This is a genomic window from Streptomyces sp. NPDC093510 (assembly GCF_040683555.1).
Lineage (GTDB): Bacteria > Actinomycetota > Actinomycetes > Streptomycetales > Streptomycetaceae > Streptomyces.
This window is the reverse complement of the sequence record NZ_JBFBEE010000001.1, coordinates 400546-427262: the sequence shown is the minus strand read 5'-3', so window position 1 is coordinate 427262 and position 26717 is coordinate 400546. Positions and strand designations below refer to the sequence as shown.

The 26717-nt window shown below is 73.8% G+C and carries 25 protein-coding genes; 13 read left to right on the top strand and 12 right to left on the bottom strand.

All coding sequences use genetic code 11. From position 1 onward, the window contains the following. Positions 1 to 96: 96 nt before the first annotated feature. Positions 97 to 1563, top strand: a complete 1467-nt coding sequence (locus AB0N81_RS01720) for a precorrin-2 C(20)-methyltransferase (protein WP_365354840.1) — start codon at positions 97 to 99, stop codon at positions 1561 to 1563. A gap of 103 nt (positions 1564 to 1666) precedes the next feature. Here the strand turns inward: AB0N81_RS01720 and AB0N81_RS01715 are convergent, their stop codons facing one another. Then, on the bottom strand, positions 1667 to 2431 hold the full coding sequence (locus tag AB0N81_RS01715) for a cobalt-precorrin-6A reductase (protein ID WP_365354671.1): 765 nt from the start codon (positions 2429 to 2431) through the stop codon (positions 1667 to 1669). A 17-nt stretch (positions 2432 to 2448) separates the two neighbouring features. On the opposite strand from AB0N81_RS01715, the gene AB0N81_RS01710 reads away from it, so the two are divergent. After that, complete coding sequence (locus AB0N81_RS01710) at positions 2449 to 3582, top strand: cobalt-precorrin-5B (C(1))-methyltransferase (RefSeq protein ID WP_365354670.1); 1134 nt, start codon at positions 2449 to 2451, stop codon at positions 3580 to 3582. Positions 3583 to 3620: 38 nt separating this feature from the next. On the opposite strand, the gene cobM is transcribed toward AB0N81_RS01710, so the two are convergent. Together cobM and cbiE are read right to left on the bottom strand one after the other, a co-directional pair. Continuing rightward, on the bottom strand, positions 3621 to 4370 hold the full coding sequence (cobM, locus tag AB0N81_RS01705; RefSeq protein ID WP_365354668.1) for a precorrin-4 C(11)-methyltransferase: 750 nt from the start codon (positions 4368 to 4370) through the stop codon (positions 3621 to 3623). After that, on the bottom strand, positions 4367 to 5653 hold the full coding sequence (gene cbiE / locus AB0N81_RS01700; protein ID WP_365354666.1) for a precorrin-6y C5,15-methyltransferase (decarboxylating) subunit CbiE: 1287 nt from the start codon (positions 5651 to 5653) through the stop codon (positions 4367 to 4369). The genes cobM and cbiE overlap by 4 nt, the downstream gene beginning before the upstream one ends. A gap of 156 nt (positions 5654 to 5809) precedes the next feature. On the opposite strand from cbiE, the gene tsaD reads away from it, so the two are divergent. The 6 genes from tsaD to AB0N81_RS01670 all read left to right on the top strand — a co-directional run bounded on the left by tsaD (position 5810) and on the right by AB0N81_RS01670 (position 10308). After that, positions 5810 to 6880 (top strand): tRNA (adenosine(37)-N6)-threonylcarbamoyltransferase complex transferase subunit TsaD, encoded by a 1071-nt coding sequence (tsaD, locus tag AB0N81_RS01695; RefSeq protein WP_365354663.1) that lies wholly within the window; start codon positions 5810 to 5812, stop codon positions 6878 to 6880. Between the two features lie 26 nt (positions 6881 to 6906). Then, positions 6907 to 7500: a GNAT family N-acetyltransferase gene (locus tag AB0N81_RS01690; protein WP_365354661.1), complete on the top strand. Its 594-nt coding sequence runs from the start codon at positions 6907 to 6909 to the stop codon at positions 7498 to 7500. Between the two features lie 129 nt (positions 7501 to 7629). Beyond that, positions 7630 to 8022 carry a cell division protein SepF gene (locus AB0N81_RS01685; RefSeq protein WP_365354659.1) on the top strand — a complete coding sequence of 131 codons (393 nt, stop codon included), beginning with the start codon at positions 7630 to 7632 and terminating at the stop codon, positions 8020 to 8022. A 130-nt stretch (positions 8023 to 8152) separates the two neighbouring features. Further along, on the top strand, positions 8153 to 9319 hold the full coding sequence (locus AB0N81_RS01680) for an ATP-binding protein (protein ID WP_365354658.1): 1167 nt from the start codon (positions 8153 to 8155) through the stop codon (positions 9317 to 9319). Next, positions 9316 to 9651, top strand: a complete 336-nt coding sequence (locus AB0N81_RS01675) for a nucleotide pyrophosphohydrolase (protein WP_365354656.1) — start codon at positions 9316 to 9318, stop codon at positions 9649 to 9651. The genes AB0N81_RS01680 and AB0N81_RS01675 overlap by 4 nt, the downstream gene beginning before the upstream one ends. A 174-nt stretch (positions 9652 to 9825) precedes the next feature. Then, the gene (locus tag AB0N81_RS01670; protein ID WP_365354654.1) at positions 9826 to 10308 is read left to right on the top strand and encodes a DUF6099 family protein; all 483 of its coding nucleotides are present in this window, start codon (positions 9826 to 9828) and stop codon (positions 10306 to 10308) included. A 65-nt stretch (positions 10309 to 10373) separates the two neighbouring features. Here AB0N81_RS01670 and AB0N81_RS01665 read toward each other — a convergent pair whose 3' ends face one another. Beyond that, positions 10374 to 10595: a hypothetical protein gene (locus tag AB0N81_RS01665; protein WP_365354653.1), complete on the bottom strand. Its 222-nt coding sequence runs from the start codon at positions 10593 to 10595 to the stop codon at positions 10374 to 10376. Between the two features lie 246 nt (positions 10596 to 10841). Here AB0N81_RS01665 and AB0N81_RS01660 point away from each other — a divergent pair, with 246 nt between their 5' ends. The 4 genes from AB0N81_RS01660 to AB0N81_RS01645 all read left to right on the top strand — a co-directional run bounded on the left by AB0N81_RS01660 (position 10842) and on the right by AB0N81_RS01645 (position 15626). Beyond that, positions 10842 to 11765 carry an LLM class F420-dependent oxidoreductase gene (locus AB0N81_RS01660; protein ID WP_365354651.1) on the top strand — a complete coding sequence of 308 codons (924 nt, stop codon included), beginning with the start codon at positions 10842 to 10844 and terminating at the stop codon, positions 11763 to 11765. A gap of 244 nt (positions 11766 to 12009) precedes the next feature. Beyond that, positions 12010 to 13419 carry a family 2B encapsulin nanocompartment shell protein gene (locus tag AB0N81_RS01655; RefSeq protein WP_365354650.1) on the top strand — a complete coding sequence of 470 codons (1410 nt, stop codon included), beginning with the start codon at positions 12010 to 12012 and terminating at the stop codon, positions 13417 to 13419. Positions 13420 to 13469: 50 nt separating this feature from the next. Continuing rightward, positions 13470 to 14732, top strand: coding sequence for a family 2 encapsulin nanocompartment cargo protein terpene cyclase (locus AB0N81_RS01650; RefSeq protein WP_365354649.1), 1263 nt, complete (start codon positions 13470 to 13472; stop codon positions 14730 to 14732). Positions 14733 to 14747: 15 nt separating this feature from the next. Then, positions 14748 to 15626, top strand: a complete 879-nt coding sequence (locus AB0N81_RS01645; protein ID WP_365354648.1) for a geranyl diphosphate 2-C-methyltransferase — start codon at positions 14748 to 14750, stop codon at positions 15624 to 15626. A gap of 53 nt (positions 15627 to 15679) precedes the next feature. On the opposite strand, the gene AB0N81_RS01640 is transcribed toward AB0N81_RS01645, so the two are convergent. Then, positions 15680 to 16498 carry a discoidin domain-containing protein gene (locus AB0N81_RS01640; protein ID WP_365354646.1) on the bottom strand — a complete coding sequence of 273 codons (819 nt, stop codon included), beginning with the start codon at positions 16496 to 16498 and terminating at the stop codon, positions 15680 to 15682. 19 nt (positions 16499 to 16517) lie between these two features. On the opposite strand from AB0N81_RS01640, the gene AB0N81_RS01635 reads away from it, so the two are divergent. After that, positions 16518 to 16844, top strand: a complete 327-nt coding sequence (locus AB0N81_RS01635; RefSeq protein WP_365354645.1) for a hypothetical protein — start codon at positions 16518 to 16520, stop codon at positions 16842 to 16844. A gap of 37 nt (positions 16845 to 16881) precedes the next feature. On the opposite strand, the gene AB0N81_RS01630 is transcribed toward AB0N81_RS01635, so the two are convergent. The 7 genes from AB0N81_RS01630 to AB0N81_RS01600 all read right to left on the bottom strand — a co-directional run bounded on the left by AB0N81_RS01630 (position 16882) and on the right by AB0N81_RS01600 (position 26532). Next, positions 16882 to 17478 (bottom strand): phage tail protein, encoded by a 597-nt coding sequence (locus AB0N81_RS01630; protein ID WP_365354643.1) that lies wholly within the window; start codon positions 17476 to 17478, stop codon positions 16882 to 16884. Beyond that, entirely contained in the window at positions 17475 to 19436 is a 1962-nt protein-coding gene (locus AB0N81_RS01625; protein WP_365354642.1) for a putative baseplate assembly protein, read from the bottom strand. The genes AB0N81_RS01630 and AB0N81_RS01625 overlap by 4 nt, the downstream gene beginning before the upstream one ends. A 6-nt stretch (positions 19437 to 19442) precedes the next feature. After that, complete coding sequence (locus AB0N81_RS01620; RefSeq protein WP_365354641.1) at positions 19443 to 19856, bottom strand: GPW/gp25 family protein; 414 nt, start codon at positions 19854 to 19856, stop codon at positions 19443 to 19445. Positions 19857 to 19869: 13 nt separating this feature from the next. Further along, positions 19870 to 21789, bottom strand: a complete 1920-nt coding sequence (locus AB0N81_RS01615; protein ID WP_365354639.1) for a VgrG-related protein — start codon at positions 21787 to 21789, stop codon at positions 19870 to 19872. Then, positions 21786 to 22547 carry a LysM peptidoglycan-binding domain-containing protein gene (locus tag AB0N81_RS01610; protein ID WP_365354638.1) on the bottom strand — a complete coding sequence of 254 codons (762 nt, stop codon included), beginning with the start codon at positions 22545 to 22547 and terminating at the stop codon, positions 21786 to 21788. Before AB0N81_RS01610 ends, AB0N81_RS01615 begins: the two co-directional genes overlap by 4 nt. Before the next feature lies 1 nt (position 22548). Beyond that, entirely contained in the window at positions 22549 to 22986 is a 438-nt protein-coding gene (locus AB0N81_RS01605; RefSeq protein WP_365354637.1) for a phage tail protein, read from the bottom strand. An 84-nt stretch (positions 22987 to 23070) separates the two neighbouring features. Beyond that, positions 23071 to 26532, bottom strand: a complete 3462-nt coding sequence (locus tag AB0N81_RS01600) for a hypothetical protein (RefSeq protein ID WP_365354635.1) — start codon at positions 26530 to 26532, stop codon at positions 23071 to 23073. Positions 26533 to 26717 lie beyond the last annotated feature (185 nt).

Sequence of the window (26717 nt, the reverse complement as noted above, 5' to 3'; positions counted from 1 at the left end):
ACCACGCACGCGGGCACCGAGTCCGTGCACGCGGGCACCGAGACCACGCGAGGGAAGCTGTACGGCGTCGGGCTCGGGCCCGGTGACCCCTCCCTGATGACTCTGCGGGCCGTGGAGGTCATCGCCGCCGCCGACGTGATCGCGTACCACTCGGCGCGGCACGGCCGTTCCATCGCCCGCTCCATCGCGGCGAAGCACCTCAGGGACGACCACATCGAGGAGCCGCTGGTCTACCCCGTGACTACGGAGACCACGGACCACCCCGGCGGCTACCGCGGCGCCCTCGACGAGTTCTACGAGGAGTCCGCGGCCCGCCTCGCCGCCCACCTCGACGCGGGCCGCACGGTCGCCGTCCTCGCCGAGGGCGACCCGCTCTTCTACGGCTCCTACCAGCACATGCACAAGCGCCTCGCGCACCGCTACCCGTCCGAGGTGATCCCCGGCGTCACCTCGGTGAGCGCGGCGGCGGCCCGCCTCGGGGAGCCGCTGGTGGAGGCGGAGGAGATCCTCACCGTGCTGCCCGGCACCCTCCCGGAGGAGGAGCTGGCCGCGCGCCTCGCGGCGACGGACTCGGCGGTCGTCATGAAGCTCGGCCGTACGTTTCAGAAGGTGCGCGGCGCCCTGGAGAGCGCGGGCCGCCTCGACGAGGCCCGCTATGTCGAGCGGGCCACCATGGAGGGCGAGCGCACCGGCCGGCTCGCCGACGTGGACCCCGGTTCGGTGCCGTACTTCTCCGTGGCGGTGCTGCCGAGCCGGGTGGCGCCCCTGACCGGCGGGCCCGCCCCAGAGGCTCCGGAGGAGACCCCGGAGCGCGGTGAGGTCGTCGTGGTCGGCACGGGTCCCGCGGGCCCGCTGTGGCTGACCCCCGAGACGCGCGGCGCGCTCGCCGCCGCCGACGACCTGGTCGGCTACACCACGTACATCGACCGCGTGCCGCACCGCGCGGGCCAGCGGCGGCACGGCTCCGACAACCGTGTGGAGTCCGAACGGGCCGCTTTCGCACTGGACCTTGCGCGGCGCGGGCGGCGCGTCGCCGTCGTCTCGGGCGGCGACCCCGGCGTCTTCGCGATGGCCACGGCCGTCCTGGAGGTCGCCTCGCAGGACGAGTACACGGACGTTCCGGTCCGCGTGCTGCCCGGGGTGACCGCGGCCAACGCGGCGGCGGCCCTCGCGGGCGCCCCGCTCGGCCACGACTACGCCACGATTTCCCTCTCCGACCGTCTCAAGCCGTGGGAGGTCATCGCGGAGCGGCTGGCCGCGGCGGCCGCGGCGGATCTCGTCCTCGCGCTCTACAACCCCGGCTCGCGCAGCCGCACGTGGCAGGTGGGCAAGGCGCGCGAACTGCTCCTGGAGCACCGGACGCCGGATACCCCGGTGGTTCTGGGGCGTGATGTGGGCGGGCCCGAGGAGAGCGTGCGGATCGTGCGGCTCGGCGACCTCGATCCCGCGGAGGTCGACATGCGGACGCTGCTGATCGTCGGCTCCTCGCAGACGCGAGTGTCGCGGCGGCGCGGGGGCGGGGAGCAGATCGTCTGGACGCCGCGGCGGTATCCCGAGGGGTGATTCCGCAGTGCGTCGTCTGCGGGCGCGTTGTGGCTGGTCGCGCAGTTCCCCGCGCCCCTGAAAGCGGGGCCGTGCCCCGTGAGGGGCGCGGGGAACTGCGCGCTCAGCCACGGCGCGCCCGCACCTGACCACTCAGCAAGCGGACCCAGGCGACGGCTTCCCCCGGGGTGGCGACCTCGGGGACGGCCTCCGGCAGGGCAGGGCGCCGGACGACCACGACAGGAGTCCCCGCCTCGCGCGCAGCGACAAGTTTCGGCGCAGTCGCCGCGCCCCCGCTGTCCTTAGTCACCAGGACGTCGATCCGGTGCGTACGCAGCAGTTCGCGCTCCCCGTCCAGGGTGAACGGGCCCCGGTCGAGGAGTACCTCCATGCGGGCGGGGAACGGTGGCTCGGGCGCGTCCACGGAGCGTACGAGGAACCAGAGCGCGTCCGGTCCGGGGCCCGCGAACGCGGCGAGGCCCATCCGGCCGGTGGTGAGGAAGACCCGCTCGCCCAGTGCGGGAAGCACCCGCGCGGCCTCTTCCAGGGAGCCGACCGGATGCCAGTCGTCCCCGTCACCCGCGACCCAGCCGGGCCGGCGCAGGGCGAGCAGGGGAACATGGGCCGTGGCGGCGGCCCGCGCCGCGTTGAACGAGATCGTCCCGGCGAAAGGATGGGTGGCGTCGATGAGCGCGTCCACGTGGTGCGCGGCCAGCCACGCCGCCAGCCCCTCGGCCCCGCCGAAGCCGCCCACGCGGACCTCGCCGGGCGGCATGCGCGGCGCCGCGACCCGGCCCGCAAGGGAACTGGTCACGCGCGGCCCCGTCCCCACCAGGAGCTCCGCCAGGCGGCGCGCTTCGGTCGTTCCTCCCAGAATCAGTACGTGCACGGAGTTCGGTTCCATTCATGAGTAAGGCAAGCGGGGCGGGCGAGGCCGCGGGCGGTCGCAGCGCCCAACTCAAGCACACCGGTCTGCGGCCCGGCTGGACGACCGGAGCCTGTGCGACCGCCGCCACCACGGCCGCGTACACGGCGCTGCTCACCGGCGATTTCCCCGACCCGGTGACCATCACGCTGCCCAAGGGGCAGACGCCCGCCTTCGCGCTCGCCGCCGAGGAGCTGACGGACGCGTACGCCATGGCGGGCATCGTCAAGGACGCGGGCGACGACCCGGACGTCACGCACGGCGCGCTGGTGCGGTCCACGGTCCGGCGGCTGCCGACGGGCGCGGGCGTCGTCTTCAAGGCGGGCCCCGGCGTGGGCACCGTCACCCGCCCCGGTCTGCCGCTGGAGGTGGGCGAGCCCGCGGTCAACCCCGTGCCGCGGCAGATGATGCGGGACCACGTGGCGCTGGTGGCCGACCGGGCCGGCACCACGCCCGACGTCGAGATCACCCTCTCCGTCGACCACGGCGAGGAGATCGCCCGCTCCACCTGGAACCCGCGGCTCGGCATCCTCGGCGGCCTGTCCGTCCTCGGGACGACCGGCATCGTCGTCCCGTACTCCTGCTCGGCGTGGATCGACTCGATCCGGCGGGGCGTGGATGTGGCGCGGGCGGCCGGGCGCACGCATGTCGCCGGGTGCACCGGGTCGACGTCGGAGAAGACCGTCGTCGCCGAGTACGGACTGCCCGAGGACGCCCTCCTCGACATGGGGGACTTCGCGGGCGCCGTCCTGAAGTACGTACGCCGCCATCCCGTGGACCGCCTCACCGTCTGCGGCGGCTTCGCCAAGCTGTCGAAGCTCGCGGCGGGCCACCTCGACCTGCACTCGGCCCGCTCCCAGGTCGACAAGGGCTTCCTGGCCGGTCTGGCCCGGCGCGGCGGGGCCTCCGAGGAGCTCGCCGGGCAGGTCGCCGTCGCCAACACGGGCCTCGCGGCACTGCAGTTGTGCGCGGCGGCCGGGGTGCCGCTCGGCGACCTGGTCGCGGAGACGGCCTGCGACGAGGCGCTCGCGGTGCTGCGGGGCGCCCCGGTCGCGGTCGACGTCATCTGCATCGACCGGGCCGGCACGGTCGTGGGCCGCAGCGCCCTCAAGTAGCGCTACGGGCCGCCGTCAAGTAGCGCTACGGGCCGCCGTCAGCAGACGTGACGGTCCCGCTCCGCCGAGTACAGGTGACTGTCACGGAACTGCGAGGCGCCCAGTGTCCGCCCCACCATGATGACGGCGGTCCGCACGATCCCCGCCTCCTTGACCTGGCCCGCGATGGAGTCCAGCGTGCCCCGCAGGATCACCTCGTCGGGCCGGCTGGCGAGGGCGACCACCGCGGTGGGGCAGTCGGCGCCGTAGTGCGGCAGGAGTTCCTCGACCACGCGGTCGACGTACCCCGCGGCCAAGTGGAGGACGAGCAGCGCGCCACTGCGGCCGAGCGTCGCCAGGTCCTCGCCCTCGGGCATGGCTGTCGCCCGCTGCGCGATCCGCGTGAGGATGACGGTCTGGCCGACGGTCGGCACGGTCAGCTCCCGCTTCAGCGCGGCCGCCGCCGCGGCGAACGCCGGTACGCCGGGCACCACTTCATAGGGCACACCGGCCGCGTCGAGCCGCCGCATCTGCTCGGCCACCGCACTGAACACGGACGGGTCGCCCGAGTGCAGCCGCGCCACGTCGAGCCCCCGCTCGTGCGCGTCGACCAACGCGGCGGTGATCTCGTCCAGGTTGAGCTGCGCGGTGTCCACGAGCTGCGCCCCGTCGGGGCATTCGGCGAGCAGTTCGCGCGGCACCAGGCTGCCCGCGTACAGGCAGACCTGGCAGGCGGCGATCCGCCGCGCGCCGCGGACCGTGATCAGGTCGGCGGCGCCGGGTCCCGCGCCGATGAAGTACACGGTCATCTCTGGTCAACTCCTGCTTGCTGGGCCCTGGACGGATCTGGGCCTTGGTCGGACTTGGTGACGGACCATTGGGTGACCGGCATGGCCTGCCGCCACCCGGTGAAGCCGCCCACGGGGACGGCCTGTGCGACGGCGAGCCGCACCAACTCGCCGCCGTGGCGCCGGTAGTACTCCGTGAGCAGCGCCTCGGACTCCAGCGTGACGGTGTTGGCGACGAGGCGCCCGCCGGGCGGCAGGGCGGCCAGGGCCGCGTCGAGGAGGCCGGGCGCGGTGAGGCCGCCGCCGATGAACACGGCGTCGGGCGTGGGGAGTCCGGCGAGCGCGTCGGGTGCCGCGCCGGTGACGACGCGCAGCCCCGGCACACCGAGCCGCTCGGCGTTGCGGGTGATCCGCTCGGCGCGCACGGGGTTCTTCTCGATGGTGACGGCACGGCACGCCGGGTGGGCCCGCAGCCACTCCACGGCGATCGAGCCGGAGCCGCCGCCCACGTCCCAGAGCAGTTCGCCGGGGGCGGGCGCGAGCGCGGCGAGCGTGGCGGCGCGGACATACCGCTTGGTGAGCTGCCCGTCGCTCTCGTACGCGGTGTCGGGCAGCCCCGGCACGACGCCGAGCCGCGGTGCGTCGGGGGAGCGGCGGCACTCGACCGCGACGACGTTCAGGGCGTCGCCGGGCGCGTGCGACCAGGTGCCGGCGACGCCTTCGTGCGTCGACTCGCCCGCGCCGCCGAGCTGTTCGAGGACGCGGAGCCTGCTCGGGCCGAAGCCGCGCTCGCGCAGCAGGGCGGCGACCTCGGCGGGCGTGTCCGCGTTCGCGCTGAGCACGAGGACGCGGCGCCCGTCGTGCAGCGCGGCGGCGAGCCGGGCGGCGGGGCGGCCGACGAGAGTGACGACCTCCGTGTCCTCGACGGGCCAGCCGAGGCGCGCGCACGCGAGGGAGACGGAGGACGGGTGCGGGAACACGTGCAGCGCGGCGGCGCCGAGCTCCTCGGTCAGGGCGCGTCCGATGCCGTGGAACATGGGGTCGCCGCTGGCGAGCACGGCGACGCGGCGGCCCGCGTGGGCGGCGAGCAGGCCGGGCACGGCGGGCCGCAGCGGAGAGGGCCAGGACACCCGCTCGCCCGCGCACTGTCCGGCGGGCAGCAGCTCCAGCTGGCGGGGTCCGCCGATGAGCACCTCGGCCTGGGCGAGTGCGGCGCGCGACGCGGCCGGGAGCCCGTCCCAGCCGTCGGCCCCGATCCCGACGACGGCGACGGCCGGTGGTTCTGCGGAGGGTGCGGGGGTCACTGCGGGTACCTGACCTCGGGGTTCGGGAGAGACTGCGCAGCTCCGCACTCTACTGCCGACCCGGCGGCGTACCCTTATTGCGAATGAGTTGCAGGTGCTAGTCATAAGCCGTACGGCTGTTCCGTGCGGCCCCCAGGGCAGAAAGGCCAACCCGTGATGGGCTCTCCGGTGGTGCTCGGCATCGAGTCGTCCTGCGACGAGACCGGCGCGGGCCTCGTCCGCGCGGGACGGCTGCTCGGCCACGCGGTGGCGTCGAGCATGGACGAACACGCCCGCTACGGCGGCGTCGTCCCGGAGATCGCCGCCCGCGCCCACGTCCACGCGCTCACCCCGGTGGTCCGCCGCGCCCTGGACGAGGCCGGCCTGCGGATGTCCGACATCGGCGCGGTGGCCGTGACGACCGGGCCCGGTCTCTCCGGCGCCCTCCAGGTCGGACTCGCCGGGGCGAAGAGCCTCGCGTACGCCCTGGACGTACCGCTGTACGGCGTGCACCACCTGGCCGGGCACGTCGCCGCCGACACCCTGGAGCACGGCCCGCTGCCCGACCCCTGCATGGTCCTCATCGTCTCCGGCGGCCACACCTCGCTCCTGCTCGTACGCGACCTCGCGCGCGACCCGATCGTCCACCTCGGCGACACCCTCGACGACGCGGCGGGCGAGTGCTTCGACAAGGTCGCGAGGGTCTTTGGACTGCCCTATCCGGGCGGCCCCGCCATCGACCGGGCGGCCCGCGACGGAGACCCTGCGGCCGTCCCCTTCCCGCGCCCGCTGACCGGCCAGCGCGACGCAGCGCACACCCACTCCTTCTCCTTCTCCGGACTGAAGACGGCCGCCGCGCGCTGGGCCGAAGGGCACGCGGGGCGGCCGCTCCCGGTCGCCGACGGGGCGGCGTCGCTCCAGGAGGCCGTCGCCGACGTACTCACCCGCAAGGCGGTCGCCGCCTGCCGCGAGCACGGCGTCGGCACACTCGTCGTGGTCGGCGGCGTCGCGGCCAACTCACGCGTACGCGCGCTCGCCGAGGAGCGCTGCCGGGCGGCGGGCATCGCGCTGCGCGTCCCGCCGCCGCGGCTCTGCACCGACAACGGCGCGATGATCGCGGCGGTCGGCGACCTGCTGGTGCGCGCGGGCGCGGCCCCCGCACCCCTGAATGTCTCGATCGACCCGTCGGCGCCACTGGAGTTCGCTTCGCTCCACCCCGTCGGCGCGGCCTTCGGGCGGGCGGCGTGACGGGGCGGCGGCCCGTCGTCCGACGGGTGACCGGCACCGAACTGCTCACGCGCTACGCCGAAGGCATACGTTCCGTCTACGCGGAGACCTTCGCGCAGCCGCCCTGGAACGAGGACCCGGCCGAGGCGGACCAGTACCTGAAACGCCTCGCGGACGACGCCGTTCGCCCCGGATTCACCGCGGCGGTCGCCCTCGACGACGGCGCGCACGCCCCCGGCGCGGACCGTGTGCCGCGCCTCATCGGCTTCACGACCGCCTGGACGACCGGCAGCCCGCTCCCCGACACCCGCTCGTATCCCCTGGTCACCGCCGCTCTCGGGGCCCGCGCCCACGACTGGCTCGGTGACTCTCTCCAAATCGACGAACTCGCCGTCCGGCCCACCGCCCACGGCCTCGGCGCCGGACGTGCCCTCCTCGCGGCGGTGACGCGAGACGCACCGGACGGCCGCTGCTGGCTCCTGACCGGGGCCCGCGCCACCGACGCGGTCCGGTTCTACCGCCGCGTCGGCTGGCACCAGATCACCCACCCCGCCCCGGACAGCCGGGACGTGACGGTGTTCCTCGGACCGGAGCACCCGGCCCGCTCCGAAGCCGCGAGGTGGCGAAGCTCACGCCGTTGAAACCCGGTGCGAAGGGGCACCCGGGCCGTGCCGGCGGCGGCGACCGTGTCGCTGTTGGGCTGAACGGGTGAGTTGGCGTAAGAATTGGCCGGTGCAGAGAACAAGTGCGAGCCAGGACGGGGTGGGCAAGTGAGCAGCAGTCAGCGCCACGACGTCACCGATGAACAGTGGGAAGGGCTCGCCCAGGTCGTACCGCTGCGCAGCCGCAACGAATGGCCCTCGTGGCCTGGACACCGCGCGCTGCCGGACGCGGAGACCGAGACGCGGCGCCGTTTCGTCGTGATGCGGGTCAACGTGTTCTCGGACGCCCGCGAGGTCGCCGAGACCGTGATGGCGCAGATCCCGGTCCTCCTCGACCTGACCGGCGCCGAGACCGAAGTCGCCAAGCGTGTCCTGGACTTCAGCAGCGGTGTGGTCCTCGGCCTCGGCTGCGGCATGCACCGGGTCGACAAGAACGTCTTCCTCCTGGCACCTCCCGGTACGGAGGTCCAGGGTCTGGTGGAGGCGGTCTCCCAGCAGTAAGGGCCGGTCCCCGCACCGGCGTAGCCTCTCGGCGGCCGGTGCGGAGGATCTTCAGGGGGAATCCCCCGATCGTAGGAAGGTCGGTTGGGCGTAACGGTTCGCCCGCTCCGCCGCCGCCTACCTTCCGGACATGACGGTGCATTCCCGGATGTCGGCCGCGCAGTCGTCGGCGGGGCAGGACCGGCCGCAGGTCACCGAACTGCGCCTTTCCGCCTTCGCAGGACACCGCGCCACAGTGCTCCCGCTCGGCCCGATGACCTTGCTCACCGGGCCGAGCGGCAGCGGCAAGTCCAGCGCGCTCGGCGCGTACGAGGCACTGGCGCGGCTCTGCGCCGGAGCGGAACTGCCCGACGTCTTCGCGGACCCCGTGGCGTGCGTGCCCGAGCGCGCCCGCGCCGACGGCCAGCGACGGCGCGGCTTCCGCATCGGCTGCACGGTCGAAGGACCCGCGGGCTCGGTCCGGCTCGACCTCGCCGTACAGGCGGAACCCGAACTCCGCGTCGTGGGCGAGCGGCTGACCCGCGACGGTCTCGTCCTCCTCGAGACAGCCCTGCGCGACCCCGGCCGGCGCGTGGTCCAGGCGGCCTGGCACACCGCGGGCGCATCACCCGTGACGCGCGCCCCCATGCCGGACGACCGGCTCGGCACGGCGCTCGTGCCGCTGCGCGTGGCGGGCAAGACGGACGGACAGCGGCTGGTGCTCGCGGCGGCGGAACAGGTGGTGGTCGCGCTCCGCTCGGCGTACGCCTGCGACCCGCGGCCCAGCCGCATGCGCGCCCCCGTCCCCGCTGGACTGGTCGGCACGGGCCGCCTCCTGGCAGGCTGCGACAACCTCGCCGAAGTCCTCTGGCGCACCCGCTCGGAGTGTGCGGCACGGCACGCGATGCTCGTCTCGGCGGTGCGTTCCGGATGCGCGGGGCAGGTCGCCGACGTGTCCGCCGAGGAGGTGGAGGACGGCACGGTGCACGCCTTCATCGACCGGGGCTGCGGGGTGCGCACGCCTCTCGGGCGGCTCGGCGACGGCGAGTTGCGGTTCCTCGCCCTGGCGTTGGTGCTGCTGACCGGGCCCGGCGTGCTCGCCGTCGACCCCGTGGCCGAGGTGCCGCAGGCGTACCAGACCCTGACGGTCCTCGCCGACGGCCTGGACCGGCGCCTGGACGCACGGCAGGCCCGTTCCCTCGGCGAACTGGCGGCCCGCACCTGCGAGCGCGGGCACATCCGGCTGGTGGGGTCGGTGGGGGACGCGTCCTGGGCGGCCGACGCCGAGGGCGCCTCGGTGGTAGACCTGGGGCCGTGACGGAACAACTTGACGTGGCGGTACTGCAGCGCAGGCTGGCCGAGTTCGCGGCGGCGCGCGACTGGAAGCAGTACCACACCCCGAAGAACCTGGCCGCGGCGCTCAGCGTGGAGGCGTCGGAACTGGTGGAGATCTTCCAGTGGCTGACGCCCGAGGAGTCCGCGCGCGTGATGGAGGACCCGGGCAGGGCGCCCCGGGTGGCGGACGAGGTGGCCGATGTCCTCGCGTATCTGCTGCAGTTCTGCGAGGTCCTGGGGATCGACGTGCTTGCCGCGCTCGCCGCGAAGATCGAGCGGAACGAGCAGCGCTTCCCGGTCCCGGAGGGCCCCTGACCCCTCTCCGGGCCCGCCGCACCGCCCTTGGAATTGATCCTTCCGATATTTTCGTCACTCTCCGGAGTGGATGGCTTGTCCAAACTCGATTACTTGTCCACAGAATTCCGGCTTCCCCTGGCTTTTCGCCCCGATGGGCATCACTCTGGGTAGTGGACAGGGAGGGGGTCGGACATGAACGCGACGCGGCTCATCGAAGCGAACCGCCGCGCCCTGGCGCGCAGTCAGGATCCGGCGGACATCGTCGTGGAGGTCTGGCAGTCGCAGGCGCTGGCGCAGGCGATCGGCAGCCACCTCGCGGTCGCCGGCCCGCCGGAGTTACGGGGCGAGGCGCTGGGCCTCAGCGAAGTCGGGGGCAGAGCCTGCGGGGTGCTCGACGCCCCCCGGCTGGGGACCGAGGACATACGGGCGGCGCGGCTGACGGAGACCGGCGACGCACATCAGGTCCTGCTCGGCCTCGGCAGGCTCCTCGGCGAGGTCGGCATCGCGCTCGTCGGCGTCGCCATGGGCGCCGAGGAGGAAGGGGTGTACTGGCAGTGCATGGAAGCGATCGACGCCGCCGACGAGTCGAGGGACCGGGTCCTGGAGATGCTGCGCAGACTCGCGGTGCGGGCGGAGAGCCTGCCCGAGCCCGACTCCGCGGCGGGGCCGTCATGAGGCGGCTCGGCGCCGCCCCCGCAAAAGAGCGGGGGAGCGGCGGCCCCGGGGGAGCGCCGGTGCCCTCAGAAGCGGCCGGGCTCGTCGTCGCCCTGCGGCCGGGCGCCCGCGGCGGGGGCTCCGGGCGGCGAGGACTGCTGCAGATCGGCGTCGAGCCGGGTCAGATCCGCGTTGAGCGCTGCCATCAACTCCTCCATCTGCTGCAGCAGGCCCTTGGGTGCGCCCTGCTGTGCGGGCACGGGCGCATCGTGCGCGGCCTCCTGCTCGGGCGCGGCTTCCTGGGACATGACGGCCTCCTCGGCCCTTGCCCTCCCGCGGCGGGAAGGCGGATGACGCAGACGGCGCACCGGCTGCGGCCGCCGGCGCGGGTGCCGGCTGCCCGGCTCCGCCCGAGCCAACGATCACCCGTCGGGCGGGGTCACTGGGGCGGACCCGCGCCGCCGCCGTGTTGACGGCTTTTCACCCGACCGAGGCGGCGGGGGTCCGGCGGGACCGACGGGGTTGACGGGCGTTCGAGCGTGCAGGATGGAGCCATGGATCTTCGAATCTTCACGGAGCCCCAGCAAGGGGCCACCTACGACACCCTGCTCACCGTGGCCAAGGCCACCGAGGACCTCGGCTTCGACGCCTTCTTCCGCTCGGACCACTACCTCCGCATGGGATCCGCCGACGGCCTGCCCGGGCCGACGGACGCCTGGATCACGCTCGCCGGGCTCGCCCGGGAGACCAAGCGGATCAGGCTGGGCACCCTGATGACGGCCGGTACGTTCAGGTTGCCCGGCGTCCTCGCGATCCAGGTGGCACAGGTCGACCAGATGTCGGGCGGCAGGGTGGAACTGGGCCTGGGTGCGGGCTGGTTCGAGGACGAGCACAAGGCGTACGGCATCCCCTTCCCCAAGGAGAAGTTCGCCCGCCTCGAAGAGCAGCTGGAGATCGTCACCGGACTCTGGGCGACGGAGGTCGGCAAGACCTTCAGCCACGACGGCAAGCACTACCAACTCACCGATTCCCCGGCCCTGCCCAAGCCCGCACAGGGCAAGGTGCCGGTTCTGATCGGCGGCCACGGCGCGACCCGCACCCCGCGCCTCGCCGCGCAGTTCGCCGACGAGTTCAACATCCCCTTCGCCTCGGTGGAGGACAGCGAGCGGCAGTTCGGGCGGGTCAGGGCGGCCGCCGAGCAGGCCGGGCGCAAGGGCGGCGACCTGGTGTACTCCAGCGCACTGGTGGTCTGCGTCGGCAAGGACGACGCGGAGGTGGCCCGCCGGGCGGCGGTGATCGGCCGCGACGTGGACGAGCTCAAGGCGAACGGCCTCGCGGGTTCGCCCGCCGAGGTCGTCGACAAGATCGGGCGGTACGAGGCGATCGGCGCGAGCCGCATCTACCTCCAGTGCCTGGACCTGGCCGACCTGGACCACCTGGAGCTCATCTCCTCGCAGGTGCAGTCGCAGCTGTCGTAGACCGACCGGCGACGGCCTGCCCCGTGCGTGACCGCCGGGCTCACCCCTCCGGGGCCCGGCGGTCACTCCGCTTGGTGCTGGTTTCCGGCCCCGTGGCCGGATAAACCCGACATCCGGATAAACCTGATGCGCGGCAAGATCGCTGCATCGAATTAACTGCACAGCGTTTTCAGGCGAGTTGATCCCCGCGGCCGTTAGCTTTCCCGTGGATCTGGACGGATACGTCACAAAGGAGACTCGCCTGATGAGCGTTGAGACCAGCCCCGAAGAGCGGCTGGAGCCGCCCCGGCAGTCCCTGAGCACAGCGGCTGCGCGCAACCTCGCCACCACGACCAAGTCCGCCCCGCAGATGCAGGAGATCACCTCGCGGTGGCTGCTGCGGATGCTGCCGTGGGTGGAGACCAAGGGCGGCGCCTACCGGGTGAACCGCCGGCTGACCTACACCGTCGGCGACGGGAGCATCGAGTTCCTGCAGAACGGCGCCGAGGTCCGGGTGGTCCCCAGGGAGCTCGGCGAGCTGGCCGTCCTGCGCGGCTTCGACGACGCGGAGGTGCTGACCGCGCTCGCCGACCGGTGCGTGCAGCGCGACTTCCGGGCCGGCGAGGTGCTGGTCGAGCGCGGCGCCCCCGCCGACCGGATTCATCTGATCGCGCACGGCCGGATCGGCCAGACCTCCGTCGGTAAGTACGGCGACGAGGTCGACGTCGCCGTACTTGCCGACGGAGGCCACTTCGGTGAGAACGCCCTGCTGGACCCCGACGCCAGGTGGAAGGTCACCGCCACCGCGAGGACCGCGGGCACCCTGCTCACCCTCTCCCGCGCCGACTTCGCCGCCGTCACGTCCACGGCGCCGGGACTCCAGGCCCACCTCAGGCAGTTCACCTCGCGCGCCCTGCCGCGGCAGACCCGGCACGGCGAGGCCGAGATCGCGATGTCGTCCGGGCACGTCGGCGAGGCTCAGCTCCCCGGCGCCTTCGTCGACTACGAACTCAACCCGCGGGAGTACGAACTCTCCGTCGCGCAGACCGTTCTGCGGGTCCACACGAGGGTCGCCGACCTCTACAACGGGCCGATGAACCAGACCGAGGAACAGCTCAGGCTCACCATCGAGGCGCTGCGCGAGCGCCAGGAGCACGAGCTGATCAACAACCGCGAGTTCGGGCTGCTCCACAACGCCGCCTTCAAGCAGCGCATCCAGAGCCACACGGGCCCGCCCACCCCGGACGACCTGGACGATCTGCTCTGCCGCCGCCGCGGCACCAAGTTCTTCCTCGCGCACCCCAGGACGATCGCGGCCATCGGGCGCGGGTTCACCGCCTGCGGGCTCTACCCGGACAACGTCGACCTCGGCGGCCAGCAGGTCCCGGCCTGGCGCGGTGTGCCGATCCTGCCCTGCAACAAGATCCCCATCACCGAGGACAACACCAGCTCGATCCTCGCGATGCGTACCGGCGAGGAGAACCAGGGCGTCATCGGTCTGCACCAGACGGGCCTGCCGGAGGAGTACGAGCCGGGCCTGTCGGTGCGGTTCATGGGCATGAGCGAGCAGGCGATCATCTCGTACCTGGTCACCGCGTACTACTCGGCCGCCGTCCTGCTGCCCGACGCGCTCGGCGTGCTGGAGAACGTGCAGATCGCCCGCAGGAGCGGCTAGGGCCTGTGTCGGAAGTCCCGCCCGCCCCGGCACTCACCAAGGAGCCATGGATGCCCGACACCGGGCTGCCACCCCTGCCACCGGACCCTGCCCAGCCACCGAAGCCTGCCCTGCCACCGACCCTCGCCCTGCCACCCACCCCGGCCCTGTCATCCCTGCCATCGCCTCCCGCCCCGCAACCGGCGCCCGCCCCGCCTCCGGACCCCGGCCTGGAACGGATTCTGCGCGGCCCGAGCGGTCTCGGCACGGCGGGCCTCCGTCTGCGCCCGCCCGCTGAACCCGAGGCCCCGGCCGAGGAGCCCGCCGCCGCTCCGGAGCCCGAGGCGCCCGACGAGGGCAAGGCGATCCCGGGGCTCTACCACCACGCGGTGCCACCGCCCGACCCCGAGCGGGTGGCGGAGGTCAGCCACCGGATCAAGGCGTGGGCGGTGGACGAGGTACAGGCGTTCCCCCCGGAGTGGGAGGACCAGTTCGACGGCTTCTCCGTCGGCCGCTACATGGTCGCCTGCCATCCGGACGCCCCCACCGTCGAGCACCTGATGATCGCCACCCGGCTGATGGTCGCGGAGAACGCGGTCGACGACTGCTACTGCGAGGACCACGGCGGCTCGCCCGTCGGACTCGGCAGCAGGCTCCTGCTGGCCCACACGGCACTCGACCCGCTCCACACCACGAAGGAGTACGAGCCGCGGTGGACGGAGTCGCTCCAGTCGGACGCGCCGCGGCGCGCCTACCGCTCCGCCATGGCGTACTTCCTCCAGCAGGCCAGCGACTCGCAGGCCGACCGGTACCGCCACGACATGGCACGGCTGCACCTGGGCTACCTCGCCGAGGCCGCGTGGTCCCAGACGGACCACGTACCGGAGGTGTGGGAGTACCTGGCGATGCGCCAGTTCAACAACTTCCGGCCCTGCCCCACGATCACCGACACCGTCGGCGGCTATGAACTCCCGGCCGACCTGCACGCCCAGGCCGCCATGCAGCGGGTCATCGCGCTCGCGGGCAACGCCACCACCATCGTGAACGACCTCTACTCCTACACCAAGGAACTCGACAGCCCCGGCCGCCATCTGAACCTGCCCGTGGTGATCGCCGAACGTGAGGACGTCTCGGACCGGGACGCCTACTTGAAGGCGGTCGAGGTCCACAACGACCTCATGCACGACTTCGAAGCAGAAGCCGCCGCCCTGGCGGCCGCCTGCCCCGTCCCGAGCGTGCAGCGTTTCCTGCGGGGCGTGGCCGCCTGGGTCGACGGCAACCACTACTGGCACCGGACCAACACCTACCGCTACAGCCTGCCCGACTTCTGGTAAGGAGCCGACACCACTGTGACCAGCACCGAACTCGCCAACGGCACGTCCCTGTCCATCCCCGCCCCGGCGTCCCCCTATCAAGGGGACATCGCCCGCTACTGGGACGGGGAGGCCAGGCCCGTGAACCTGCGCCTCGGCGACGTCGACGGGCTCTACCACCATCACTACGGCATCGGCGACGTCGACCACGACGCCCTCGGGAACGTCGACGACAGCGGGTACGAGAAGAGGCTGATCGCCGAGCTCCACCGCCTCGAGTCGGCGCAGACCGAAGTCCTCCTCGAACAGCTCGGCCCGGTCGGGCGTGGCGACACGGTCGTGGACGCGGGCTGCGGGCGGGGCGGCTCGATGGTCATGGCCCACCAGCGGTTCGGGTGCAAGGCCGAGGGCGTCACCTTGTCGGCCAAGCAGGCCGACTTCGCCAACGGGCGCGCCCGGGATCTCGGCATCGACGACCACGTCCACGCCCGCGTGTGCAACATGCTCGCCACGCCCTTCGAGACGGGTCAGGCGGCGGCCTCGTGGAACAACGAGTCGAGCATGTACGTCGACCTGGACGACCTCTTCGCCGAGCACTCCCGCATCCTCGCGCCCGGTGGCCGGTACGTGACCATCACCGGGTGCTGGAACCCGCGGTACGGCCAGCCCTCGAAGTGGGTCTCCCAGATCAACGCGCACTTCGAGTGCAACATCCACTCCCGCAGGGAGTACCTGAAGGCCATGGCCGACAACCGCCTCGTGCCGCAGGCCATCGTCGACCTGACCGACGCGACCCTGCCCTACTGGGAGCTGCGGGCGACGTCCTCACTGGTCACCGGCATCGAGGAGGCCTTCATCAACTCGTACAGGGACGGTTCGTTCCAGTACGTGATGATCGCGGCTGACCGCGTCTGACCGAGCGCCGACAGCGGTCCGGGGCCGGTGGTGGCACCGCCCCGGACCTGCCGTCACTGCCCGGTCGAGCGGCCGAAGAACTCCAGCTCCGCGACGGCCACCTGGCGGCCCTTGCCCGCGCCGTAGGCGGAGCGCAGGATCAGCCGGGCGCTCACCGCGTCCCGCACGCGTACGTCGACCTTCTGCACGCCGCCGTCGTTGATGCGGCGGTGCATCGTGTGCTCCTTGCCCGCCGAGTCGCTGACCACCAGGTCGAACTCCATCGGCCTCGCCTGCGCGGCGGCCTGCGCGCTGCGTGGCGAAGTGCCCGGCGTGATCAGCAGGTTGAGCAGGTCGGTGGGCTGGCCGAAGTCGGCCTGCAGCCACTGGCCCGCCGAGTCGCCCGAGTAGCCCGTTCCCCACCAGGTGTTGCTGTAGCCGTCGAAGGCGAGCTTGGCCGCCTGCTTGGGCGCGGAGTGCGAGGCGCTGTAGTCGTTGGGGTGGACGGGGACCCGCTTGGCGAAGTGGTCCTGCACGGCCCGCGCGGCGGGCGGCCCGCCGAAGATTCCACCGATGACGAGACCGGCGACCACCGCGATGCCCACGGCACGGGCGATCCAGCGGGTGCGGTCGCGATTCAGCCGGGGCCGCTGACCGGCGTACGGGCCCTCGGCGGCCGGGGCCGTGGACTCCCTGAGGGGGTTCGCGCAGCTGCGGCAGAAGTGCCGACGGGGGGCGTTGGGCGTACCGCAGCTCGGGCACGGCGCACCGGACTCCGGCTCGACGGGCACGGCGGCCTGCCGTACGCGGGGCCGGGCCGCCTCGGGCCTGCCCGGCAGCACACTGCCCGGCGTCTCCGGCGGCGCGACGGCCTCGTTCTCCGGCACCGGCACGAGCAGCGACCGTATCGCCGTGTCCGAGGAGGACGAAGGCGCGGACGAAGGCGCGGACGAGGGCGCCGACGACGTGGCGGGCGATCCCGCGGGCGGCTCCGGGGGACCGGCCGACGGCAGCGGGACGGTGGTGTCGGCGGCACCGGCCGCGGCGGGGGGCGACGTCTCCGGAGCGTCGGCGGCGGTGTCCGCAGAGGGGCCCGTGACACCGGCCGGGGTGTCCCAGCGGAGGAAGGCGCCGCAGGAGTCGCAGAAGGACTGGCCGCGCTGGCGGACCGGGGTGCCGCACTCGGGGCACGGGCGCGTGGTGGCGGAGGAGTTCGGCATCTCGTTCGTCCTGGGCTGATCGTTTGTCGGTGGCTGGTCGGACTGGGCGGGCATTTCTAGGTCCCTTCAGGGGAAGGTGTGGTGGTCACCTCGGCCGTGAAGGGGAGGTGGGCGGGGCGGGCCGCCGCGACGACGGACCGCAGCCGGTGCGGATCCACCGAAGCGGGGTCCCGTACGCGCAGGGTGACGTGCAGTGCGGGGCGCGGGGTGCCGGGGAAGGCGCCGAGCGGGCGCGCGGACCAGGTCGCTCCGCCGCTCTCCGTGATCTCCGGCCGTACCCCGAAGGCGAGTTCGACGGCGGCGGAAAGACCGCGGCGGGTGCCGCGGACGCGGTGCAGGTCGACGGCGGAGGCGACGGCGTGCCGGCGCGTCCGCAGCGGTTCGGTGCCGTCGAGCTCCGTGCCGACCCAGTCCGTCAGCCAGCCGACGAAGTCCTCGGGCGCCAGGGCGGGCGTGAAGTACGCCTCCAGGCAGTCGAGGACGGTGAAGACGGGCGCGAGCACGACATCCAGACCGGAGACGAAACGCAGCACGAAGTCGTCGTCGGCGAACACGGCGGGCAGCTGCTCCCCGAGGGGATGGGCGGACCGCACCTCCGGCAGCACGCCCCGGTACCCCGCCGCCGGAACGGCACCCTTCCGCAGGCTCGTCATCGGGCCTCGATCACGCGGACGCGGTGGTCGAAGGGGAACAGGAGGGCCGAGGGGGCCAGGTCGATGCGGTCCGTCGAGTCGCCCCGGCGGCCCGTGAGGGGATCGGCGGGATGGAGGAGGACCTCGTCGACCAGCTCCACGCCCGGGACCCGCTGCAACGCGGCGAAGATCTCCCCGGCGCGCAACGGACGGCCGAACGGCCAGCCCTCGCCGTGCGCCCCGCCGCTCAGCGGGTCGAGGTAGGCGTACAGCGCGTCGAGCGCCTCGGTCCGCACCCGCTCGGCCTGCGCGGCGCGGAAGGAGTGCAGCGTGGCGACGACGGTGACGCCCTGATAGAAGGGCGGCCCGACGGAGAGACGCGTGCCGAGCGGGCGGCGGTCGTCGAGGAAGTGGGTGACGCGGGAGAGGAGTTCCTCGCCGGGCACCAGCTGCTCGAAGCGGAGCCTGCCGCCCCGGTCCGGCACGGCCTGGGGGACGACGAGGACCCGGACCGCGTTCTCCCCGGCCTCCGCGGAGTCCGCCGCCAGGCAGTGGATGCGGGCCGTCTCGGGGGCGGCACGCCGCGCCAGTTCCTCGTAGTCGCGCGCCGTCACCGCCCGCTCCTGCGCGCGCAGCGCGATCGGCGCGCGGACCTTGGCCTCCTGCACCGTCTCGCCGTCCACACCGCCGCGCGCCGCCTCGCGGTTCTCCACCCGGGCGACGTACGGAATGGAGCTGCGCAGCACCTGGATGGCGCCGCGCGCCACGTTGCCCGTGCGGCCGCCGCCCGTGCGGTAGCGGGTCGCGCGGATCGCGGCGCCCTTCTGGGGTACCGCGCCGAACTGCCGCAGCGAGCCGTCCGGTTCGCGCACCGCGGGCCCGAAGGCGATCTCGCCGGTCGCCGCGTCCAGGGTGACGTGGGGGTCGTACGGTCCCGATGAGGCGAAGTCGTCCACGACCTGCCACTCGGCCCAGCCCGCCCCCTCGCCGTCGGAGATCTCCAGGACCAGCGGCGGCCGGTCGGCGACGACCGGGGCCTGGGCCAGCCGGACGCGCTGTCCGGGGACGCCCGTGGAGTCGCCGAGGAGCTCGTCGCGTACGACGTCCGCGTGCGCGACGGTGGTCGTGCCGCCGATGGTGTACGCGGACGCGGCCCGCACGGTCGGCGAGGCGCTGTAGAACGGCTGGCCCTTGGCGGCCTCGACCACCCGGCAGCGCAGCCAGCCCGCGTCGAGCCGCCCGACGCGGGACACGATGTGGCCCGCGGGGATGTGCAGGACGACTTCGCCGGGCCGGTTGAGGCCACCGGTGGAGTCCTCGTCGACCTCGCACTCGGTCCAGCCGTCCGCGGTCCACGCCTCCCAGACCAGCGGCGGCTGGCGCGGGTCGACGCCGACGCCGTCCACGCGGCTGTCCAGTTGCAGCACGGCCGCGCAGCGCGGCACCGCGGCGCTGAGCCCGAAGAGCAGCGTGTCACCGGGGCGCGGGGCCGCAGCGAAGGCCGCCACGTCGCGGCCGCCGAAGACGTCCTGCCCGCAGTCCTGCGGGGTGCCGCCCTCCTCCTGCCGCAGCACGGAGGCCAGTTCGCAGGGCACCACGGTCAGATCCGCCTCGGTCGCGAAGGCCACCGCCTCCTCGGTCTCGGTGCGGCCGGTGGCCACCTCCGTGCCCGCGGGCAGGACCACCGGCTCGGCCTGCGGCGCGGACAGCCAGAAGGTGACGTCCGCGCGGGCGGCGGCGGGCGGGAAGAGGGTGACGCCGAGCAGGTCGAGGAAGGCCAGGTGGTTCTTCTCCGGTACGCGGTTGAGGCGGTAGACGATCTGGTCGGCCATGTGCGCGACCGCCTCGACGAGGGTGACACCCGGGTCGGAGACATTGTGATCGGTCCACTCCGGGCAGCGCTGCTGGATGTAGCGCTTGGCGTCGTCGACGAACTGCTGGAAGCGCCGGTCGTCGAGGTGGGGTGCGGGCAGGGCCATCGGACTTCAGACTCCGCTCTCTGATTCCGTGGACGGGATCACGTAGAAGGGGAAGACGAGACTGCGCGGGTTGTTGGTGCCGCGCACGGTGTAGCTCACGTCGATGAACAGGACGGACGGTTCGTCGGGGGCCGGACTGACCTCGACGTCCAGGACCTCGATGCGCGGCTCCCAGCGGTCGAGCGAGGACCGCACCTCGTACCGGATACGCCCCGCCGTCGCCTCGTTGACCGGCGCGAACACCATGTCGTGGACGGCACAGCCGAATTCGGGCCGCATCGGGCGCTCGCCCGGCGCGGTGGCGAGCACCAGCCGGATCGACTCCTCGATCTCACGCTCGCGCCGCGCCAGCGCGATGCCGCCGCCCGCGTCCGTGCGCAGCGGGAACGTCCAACCCGCGCCGACGAACTGTTCACTCATCTCTGTCGACCCCTTAGAACGGAATGCCGTTGCGCAGCACGGCCGGTGCGGTCAGCGCCACGGTCGCGGGCGACGTGATGGCGGCCGCCGCACCAGCGTTGACGGCGACGGCGCCCGCCGCGGTCACGGAGACCGCGCCGACCGCGTTGACGGCGACCGCGCCCGCCGACTTGAGGCTGACGACGCCGGTCGCGTTGATGTCCGCCATGCCGCCCGCGTTGACGCCGAACTTCGCGCCCGCCTTGATGTCGACCGCCCCGCCCGCGCTCATCGTCAGCGAACCGCCCGCGGTCAGCGACAGGTTGCCACCCGCCCTGATGCTGACGTTGCGCGTCCCGGAGATCGACACGGAACCGTCGCTGCGAATGGTGACGCTGGTCCGCGTCTCGTCCATGTGGACGGTGAGACGGCCGTTGCCGGTCTGTAGCCGGATGCCGCTCTTCATACGGGACTTGGCGTCCACCAGCTCGACGGTGTGACCGCTGCGCGAGGCCATGGAACGCCAGTTGACGCGGCCGCTGGTCGGGTCGATCGGCTGCAGACCGTCGGTGTTGGGCGTCGGCTTGTCCCGGCCGTTGTACAGCCCTGCGAGCACGTACGGATGCTCCAGCGAGCCCCGGTCGAAGGCGACCAGGACCTCGTCGCCCACCTCGGGCAGCATCAGGCCGCCGCCCCGCACCCCGCCCAGCTGCGCGATGCGGCACCAGTCGCTCTCGTAGGTGTCCGAGAGCCACGGGAAGCGCAGCTTGACGCGGTTCAGCCTGAGCGGGTCCTTGGCGTTGCTGACCAGCGCCATCGCGACGCCCGGCATCGGCGGCGCGGCGTCCGCGCCACCGGAGGCGAGACCGTAGAGGGAGCGGAACTGCCGCCCCGACACGGTCAGCCACGTCATGAACTGCCGCCCGGACTCGAAGAGATGACGCACTCCGGTCGCCGTGTACTTCCCCTCGAACGGGAACCCGGCGCCCTTCAACGCCACGGGCTGCCCCGGCCGCAGCTCGGGGTTGCCGGTGACCGCGACCTCGAGCTCCGCGAAGGAACCCGTCACATCGTCCGCCAACGCCCGCGCCGCGTGCGTGACCTGGGCCTGCGTCGTGTAGGGCGTCCCGGTCTCCGTCAGCTCGGCCCTGCCGAACGGCTGCGAGAGCTGGGCCGGAGTGATGTCGGCGACGATGTCCTTGCTGCGGACGGCCGGCGACTGCGCCGACAGGGCCCGCTTGGCCCGCATGTCCCAGCCGCGCACACCGGCCGTGGCGACCTGCCCCGCGGCGGTCACCGCGACCCGGCTGTGCAGCGCGTTGTGCCCGAACTCCAAGACGTACGGGCTCTGCGCGGCCGGAGTCGAGTCGGACGGCGCACCCGCGGCGGGGTTGAGCTTGGCGAAACGCAGCTTCCCCTCCTCGTCGAAGGAGAGGTGGGTGTCGTTCTCCTGGGCGAGCCGGGAGAGGAAGTCCCAGTCGGTGATGTTCGGCTGCGTGGCCAGTTCGTACACCGTCGGCGTGGAGTCGATCTTCCCGAGCCGGACCTTGTTGAGACCGGCGACGCGGCGCACGATGTCGGAGGCCGTCATGTTCGGGTAACCCTGCACCCGCCGGTTGCGCAGCAGCCGGTGCCCCGGGTCGTAGCCGCGCACGACGAGGGATTTGCCTCCGCCGTCCGCGTCCACCTCCAGGGCGGTGACCTCACCGGTCAGCATGGGCTTGCCGCGCACCCCGTCGGTGAACGGGCTGAGGACGGCCTTCGCACCCACCTTGATCTGCGGGAACTTCTCCAGGATGTCCCCGCCGGTGTCGGCGAAGGTCAGCTGGAAGGCGGACGGCACGTTGACGCTGGAGTCCACCCAGCCCTCGACGAGCAGCACGGCGAGCTTGTCGGGCAGGACGGACCCGCCGATCTCGGCGTGCAGGACGCTCGTGTACGTCTTCTCGGTCATGCGGACTCCACTGGCGCGGGGGAGAGGTCGGATGCGGGTCGGGCCTCGTCGGCGGCGGGCAGCAGCAGCTCGGTGCCGGGCCGCAGCCGCATCGGGTCGTCGATGTCGTTGGCCTCCGCGATCAGCCGCCAGCGCGTGGCGTCGCCGTACTCCCGCCAGGCCAGCGACGCCAGCGAGTCACCGGCGACGGTGCGGTGCACACGGCGCGCGGAGAGCGCGCCCGAGGTCGGGTTCTGCCCCTTGGTGGGCATCGCGACCTCGGTGAGCGCGAGCGAACAGGTGGCGCGGATCGGCTCACCGGTCGGATTGAACAGGGTGTACGTGGCACTGACGTTGGTCACGTACGCCACGAACTGGACCGTGTTGAACGACCCCCACGAGAACCGCACCCACGGCGGCGACGGCCGCTTGGAGGTGACGCTCTGCGGCGTCACCTCACAGCACGAGAGGAGCAGCTCCACCTGCTTCTGCACCTTTCCCGCGTTGGGGGTGCCAGAGGAGTCGAGGAACACTTCGAGCTGGAGCGTGGCGGGAGCGGCGCCGGTGAACTTCGGCGGGGCGCCGCGCGTATAGGCGACGGCGCGCTGCGTACGCCACTCCGCCGACCGCCCCATCTGCAGCTGCGTCGGGTTGAACTGGAACTCCACCTCACCGATCCGCCCGCCCATCGACCCGCCGAGGTCGGTGGGCGGCTGGTGGATGGCGAGCGCGGCCCGCACCAGGCTCGCCCCGGCGCGGCCGCCGGTCGGCGCGGCCATCTCAGGCACCTCCCGCGTCGGTGAAGCCGTGATGCGCGATCTCCAGCGTCTCCGTCGCCACGGCCGGGCTGTCAGGGCTGAGGCTCGGCCCCTGCCAGCGCACGGGCAGCACCTCGACGAGCCCCCACTGCGCGACGACGGAACCGTCCGCGCGCAGCGCCGCGATCTGCGCGGTGGGCCGCGAGATCCCCGTCGCGATCGACGAGATCCAGGCGGCCACGCGGGACGTGTCGGCGGTGAGGGGCCGGGTGAGGCGGATGGTGGAGAAGGTCACGCGGGTGGGCAACTGCCAGACGAACCCGTTGTTGCCGCCCTCCTGCCGCTGCTCCACCTCCACCTCCGAGGACAGCCCGTCACAGCCGTTGAACAGGCCGAGGTCCTGCCCGTCGATCGTGAGCTTGAAGAAGACGGTGGAGCCGGGGTCCAGGGACGAGGGCATGGGTTCTCTTTGCTGTGGAGGAGGCGGAAGGCTTACGGGACTGGGCTGGGGGACAGGGGTTACGGCTGACGTGCCGGTGTGCCGCTAGCGGCCGTGGTCGCGGAGCCGGCCGACCCGCTCCCGGTCACTGCGGAGCTCAGCCCGGAGCAGCCGCGAGAGCGGGGCGAGCAGACGCCGGGCCAGGTCGTCCAGATCGGCGGGGGTGGACTCGGCGGTGGGAGCGGATTCGGCGGCGGAGGTGCTGCTGCCGGTTCCGGTGCCGGTCCCGGTGGGTGTGCGGTCGGGCTGTGCGGGAGGGGTGGCCGCGGGGGCGGGGGCCTGGCGGGCCGGAGCCGGCGCTTGCGCGGGCTGGACGGGAGCGGGCGCGGGTGTCGGTCCGGGCGTGGGCGCAGGCGTGGGGGCGGGTGCGCGTCGCTGGACGGTCTTGGGGCGCACCGGGGACGGAGTGGGAGGAGGGGTGGGGCGGGGCGTACGGGGGCCGGGGGTTCCGAGCGGTACGACGACGGGGGTGGCGGTGGCGCCGGGCTGGGCTCCGGTGCGGGGGGCTTGCTGGAGTGGTACGGGGTTGGTCCCTTTCGCACCCGCCGCCCCTGCCCCGACGGCCGGGCCTCCGGGACCGGTCGCTGCCGGCGTGCCCGTCGTCGCCGGGGCGTGGGTCGTCAGACCCCGGGAGTGGGAGAGGGGGAGGCGCGTGGTGTGGAGTTCGGCGGGCCGGTAACTGCCGGGTGCGATGCGGCGGTTGACCGGGACGACGGGGAGGGGTTGCTTCGGCGCGGGTGCCGGTGAGGGTGCGGGTGCGGGTGTGGGCTCGGGCGCGCTGTCGGCTGCGGGCGCGGGTGCGGGCGTGGGGATGGGTGCGGGGGCAGGTACGGGGGCGGGCGTGGGCCTGCCGGTCGCCGACTTCTGCACGGGGGTGACCGGGGCGCCGATCGCGGTCCGGCGGGGGCGGTCCTGCGGTGCCGGGGTCGGCGACGGTGCCGGGGTCGGGGACTGGGACTGGGCAGTGGCGGGTGCCTGGTTCAAAGGCGTGCCGAGTCCGGGCCTCGGAGCGCCTGTCGGCGCGGCGGCGGCACCGCCTTCCTGCGCACGCCGGACCCGGCGTGCAAGAGGCCGTCGCTGTACGGGCTGAACGGGGGAATTCGCCCGCACAGCGACGGGGTCCGTGGCCGCGGACGCGGCGTGGGTCCCCGGGCCGGTGGGGGGCACCGGCCCGGGGACGTCGGTGGGCCGGACACCAGTGGTGACGTCCGGCGGAACGGGGCTGGAGGGGGCGGCGCCGGACGATGTGGCGGCCGCCTGGGCGGAGGCGGTCTGGACTGAGGCGGTCTGGACTGAGGCGGTCTGGGAAGGGGTGGCTTGTGGCGTGGCGGACGGTGCCGTACGCGTGGTCCCGACGGGGTAGATCTGCCGCTGCGGCACCACGGCGGGCGCCGCCGACACGAGCGGAGAACGCCCCGCTCGTGCCCGCTGCACCACGGGCACGGCACGGGAACCCGCCGGGTCGCCCGTCGCACCGGAGCCGGTGGCGGGGATGGCCCGGGCCCCGGCGAGCGGCGCGGTGCCGGACTTGGACCCGATTGCGGGGCGGCCGGTCTCCGGGGTGCCGGGCACGGCGGGCGGCGCCTGGGCACGGGAGCGGGGAGCCGACCGCTGCACGGGTCGGTCTGCGTCCGTGCGGGGAGGGGCGGCGGGGGCGGTGGTGTGGTCCGTCCGCGCTTCCGGGACAGCAGTTCCGGCCCCGAGCAGGGGCTTGGTGGCGGTCGCGTCCGGTGCGTCGTTCTTGGGGCCGGGCGAAGTGGTGGCCCGGCGTTGCACGGGGTGGTGGGGCTGGGCTCCGGGGGTGGGTGTTGCCGCTGCCTGCGGCGCTTCATCCCTGGAGCTCGCCGGGGTGCCGGCCTGACGCTGGACGGGCCGGTGTGCGTCGGAGCCGGGGGCCTGTGCTGCCGGCGGGGGTGTTGCTGTCCCGGGCAGCGGCTGGGTCGCGGATGCGTCCGTGTGTGCCTGGGAGCCGTGTGGTGTTTCGGTGTTGGGGGTCGTCGGAGTTGTGGCCCGGCGCTGGACGGGGTGGTGCGTGTCGGGGTCGGGGGCCTGCGCTGCGGGCGGGGGCGTTGCTGCCCCGAGCAGGGGCTTGATCGCGGGTTCGTCCCGGCGGCTGTCGCTCGGCGCCTCGTCCTTGGGGACCGGCGGGATGGCAGCGCGGTCCGTGCCGGGGGCGGTGGGGTTGGAGCCCTGGGTGGCAGGGGTGGGAGTTACGGGCCCGGCCGGGGGCGTCTGTGCCTGGCTGCGGCTCGGGGTGGTGGTCCGGCGCTGGACGGGGTGGTGTGCCCCGGGCGCGGAGGACTGCGCTTCCGGCGCAGGTGCCGGCGTCCCGAGCAGCGGCTTGGTCGCGGGTGCGTCCGCGCGGCTGCGGCTCGGCGCCTCGTCCTTGGGGACCGGGGAGGCGGCGGCGCGGTCTGTGCCGGGTGCGGGAGTTGCTGCGCCGGTCGGGGGCGTGTGTGCCTGGGTGCGGCTCGGCGCCTCGTTCTTGGGGGCCGGGGAGGCGGCGGCGCGGTCTGTGCCGGGTGCGGGGGTTGCTGTCCCGGTCGGGGGCGTGTGTGGCTGGGTGCGGCTCGGTGCCTCGGCCTTGGGGGTCGCGGTAGTGGCCCGGCGCTGGACGGGGCGTGGTGTTTCGGGGCCGGAGGGCTGTGCTTCCGGCGCCGGTGTCGGGGTCCCGAGCAGCGGCTTGGTCGCGGGCGCGTCCGTGCGGCTGTCGCTCGGCGCCTCGTCCTTGGGCGTCGGCGAGGTGGAGCGGTGACGCTGCCCTTCGGGGGCGGGCGCCCCCGCCGCGTGCCGGGGCGTGTTCGTGTGGCCGCCGCCGGGTGTTTCGGTCTTCGGGCTCGTCGGGGTGGCGGCACGGCGTTGCACGGGGCGGTCTGTGCCGGTGGCGGCGGGGGTGGGAGTGCCGGGAGTGCTGGGGGTGCCTGCTCCTGGGACTCCGCGTCGCTGGACGGGGCGGTTCGTGCCGGTGGCGGCGGGGGTGGCAGGGGTCGGTGCCGCTGCCCCGGCCGGGGGCGTCTGCGCCGGGCTGCCGCCCGTGGGGCGGCGGGTCTCCGCCTCCGGGGCGGGCGTCACCGCTCCGCGCGCCGACGGGTTCGTACGGCTGCCGCTCGGCGACGTCGTGGCGCCGCGCCGGACGGAGCGGCCCGCGGGCTCGGTGCCGAGAACGTCGGCCTCCGTCGCCCGCGCGGCCGCACGCTGGACATCGCGACCGTCACGGGCGGAGGCGGCGGAGCGGGAGGTCGAGGGGGTGAACGCGGGCGACGTCAGCGCATCGTCCGGTCCCGCCTCCGCCCCGGCGTCCGCCCGCCCCCGCACCGGCAGCCTCAGCGAGGGCAGGTCGAGGTTGCCCGGGCGGCCGGCGACCGGCGTGAGGACGCCGTGCAGCAGGCCGCCGGGAGCGGAGGCCCGTACCGCGTGGCCCAACTCGCCGCCGAAGGTCGGGTCCTGGTGCGTGGCGAGCATCGCGCCGAAGCGCTGCTCCGCGACGGTGCGGGGTGCCGCGAGCACGCGCTGCACCGGCGGCACGGCCGCCCACGCCCCACCGCCCGCGGCGGAGGCGGCGCCTGCACCCGCCGTACCCGCCGTACCCGCACCGGCACTGGAGGCGGCACCGGCACTGGAGCCGTCACCCGCACCGGAGCCGACACCAGCACCGGAGCCGTCACCCGCCCCAGAGCCCGCACCAGCCCCAC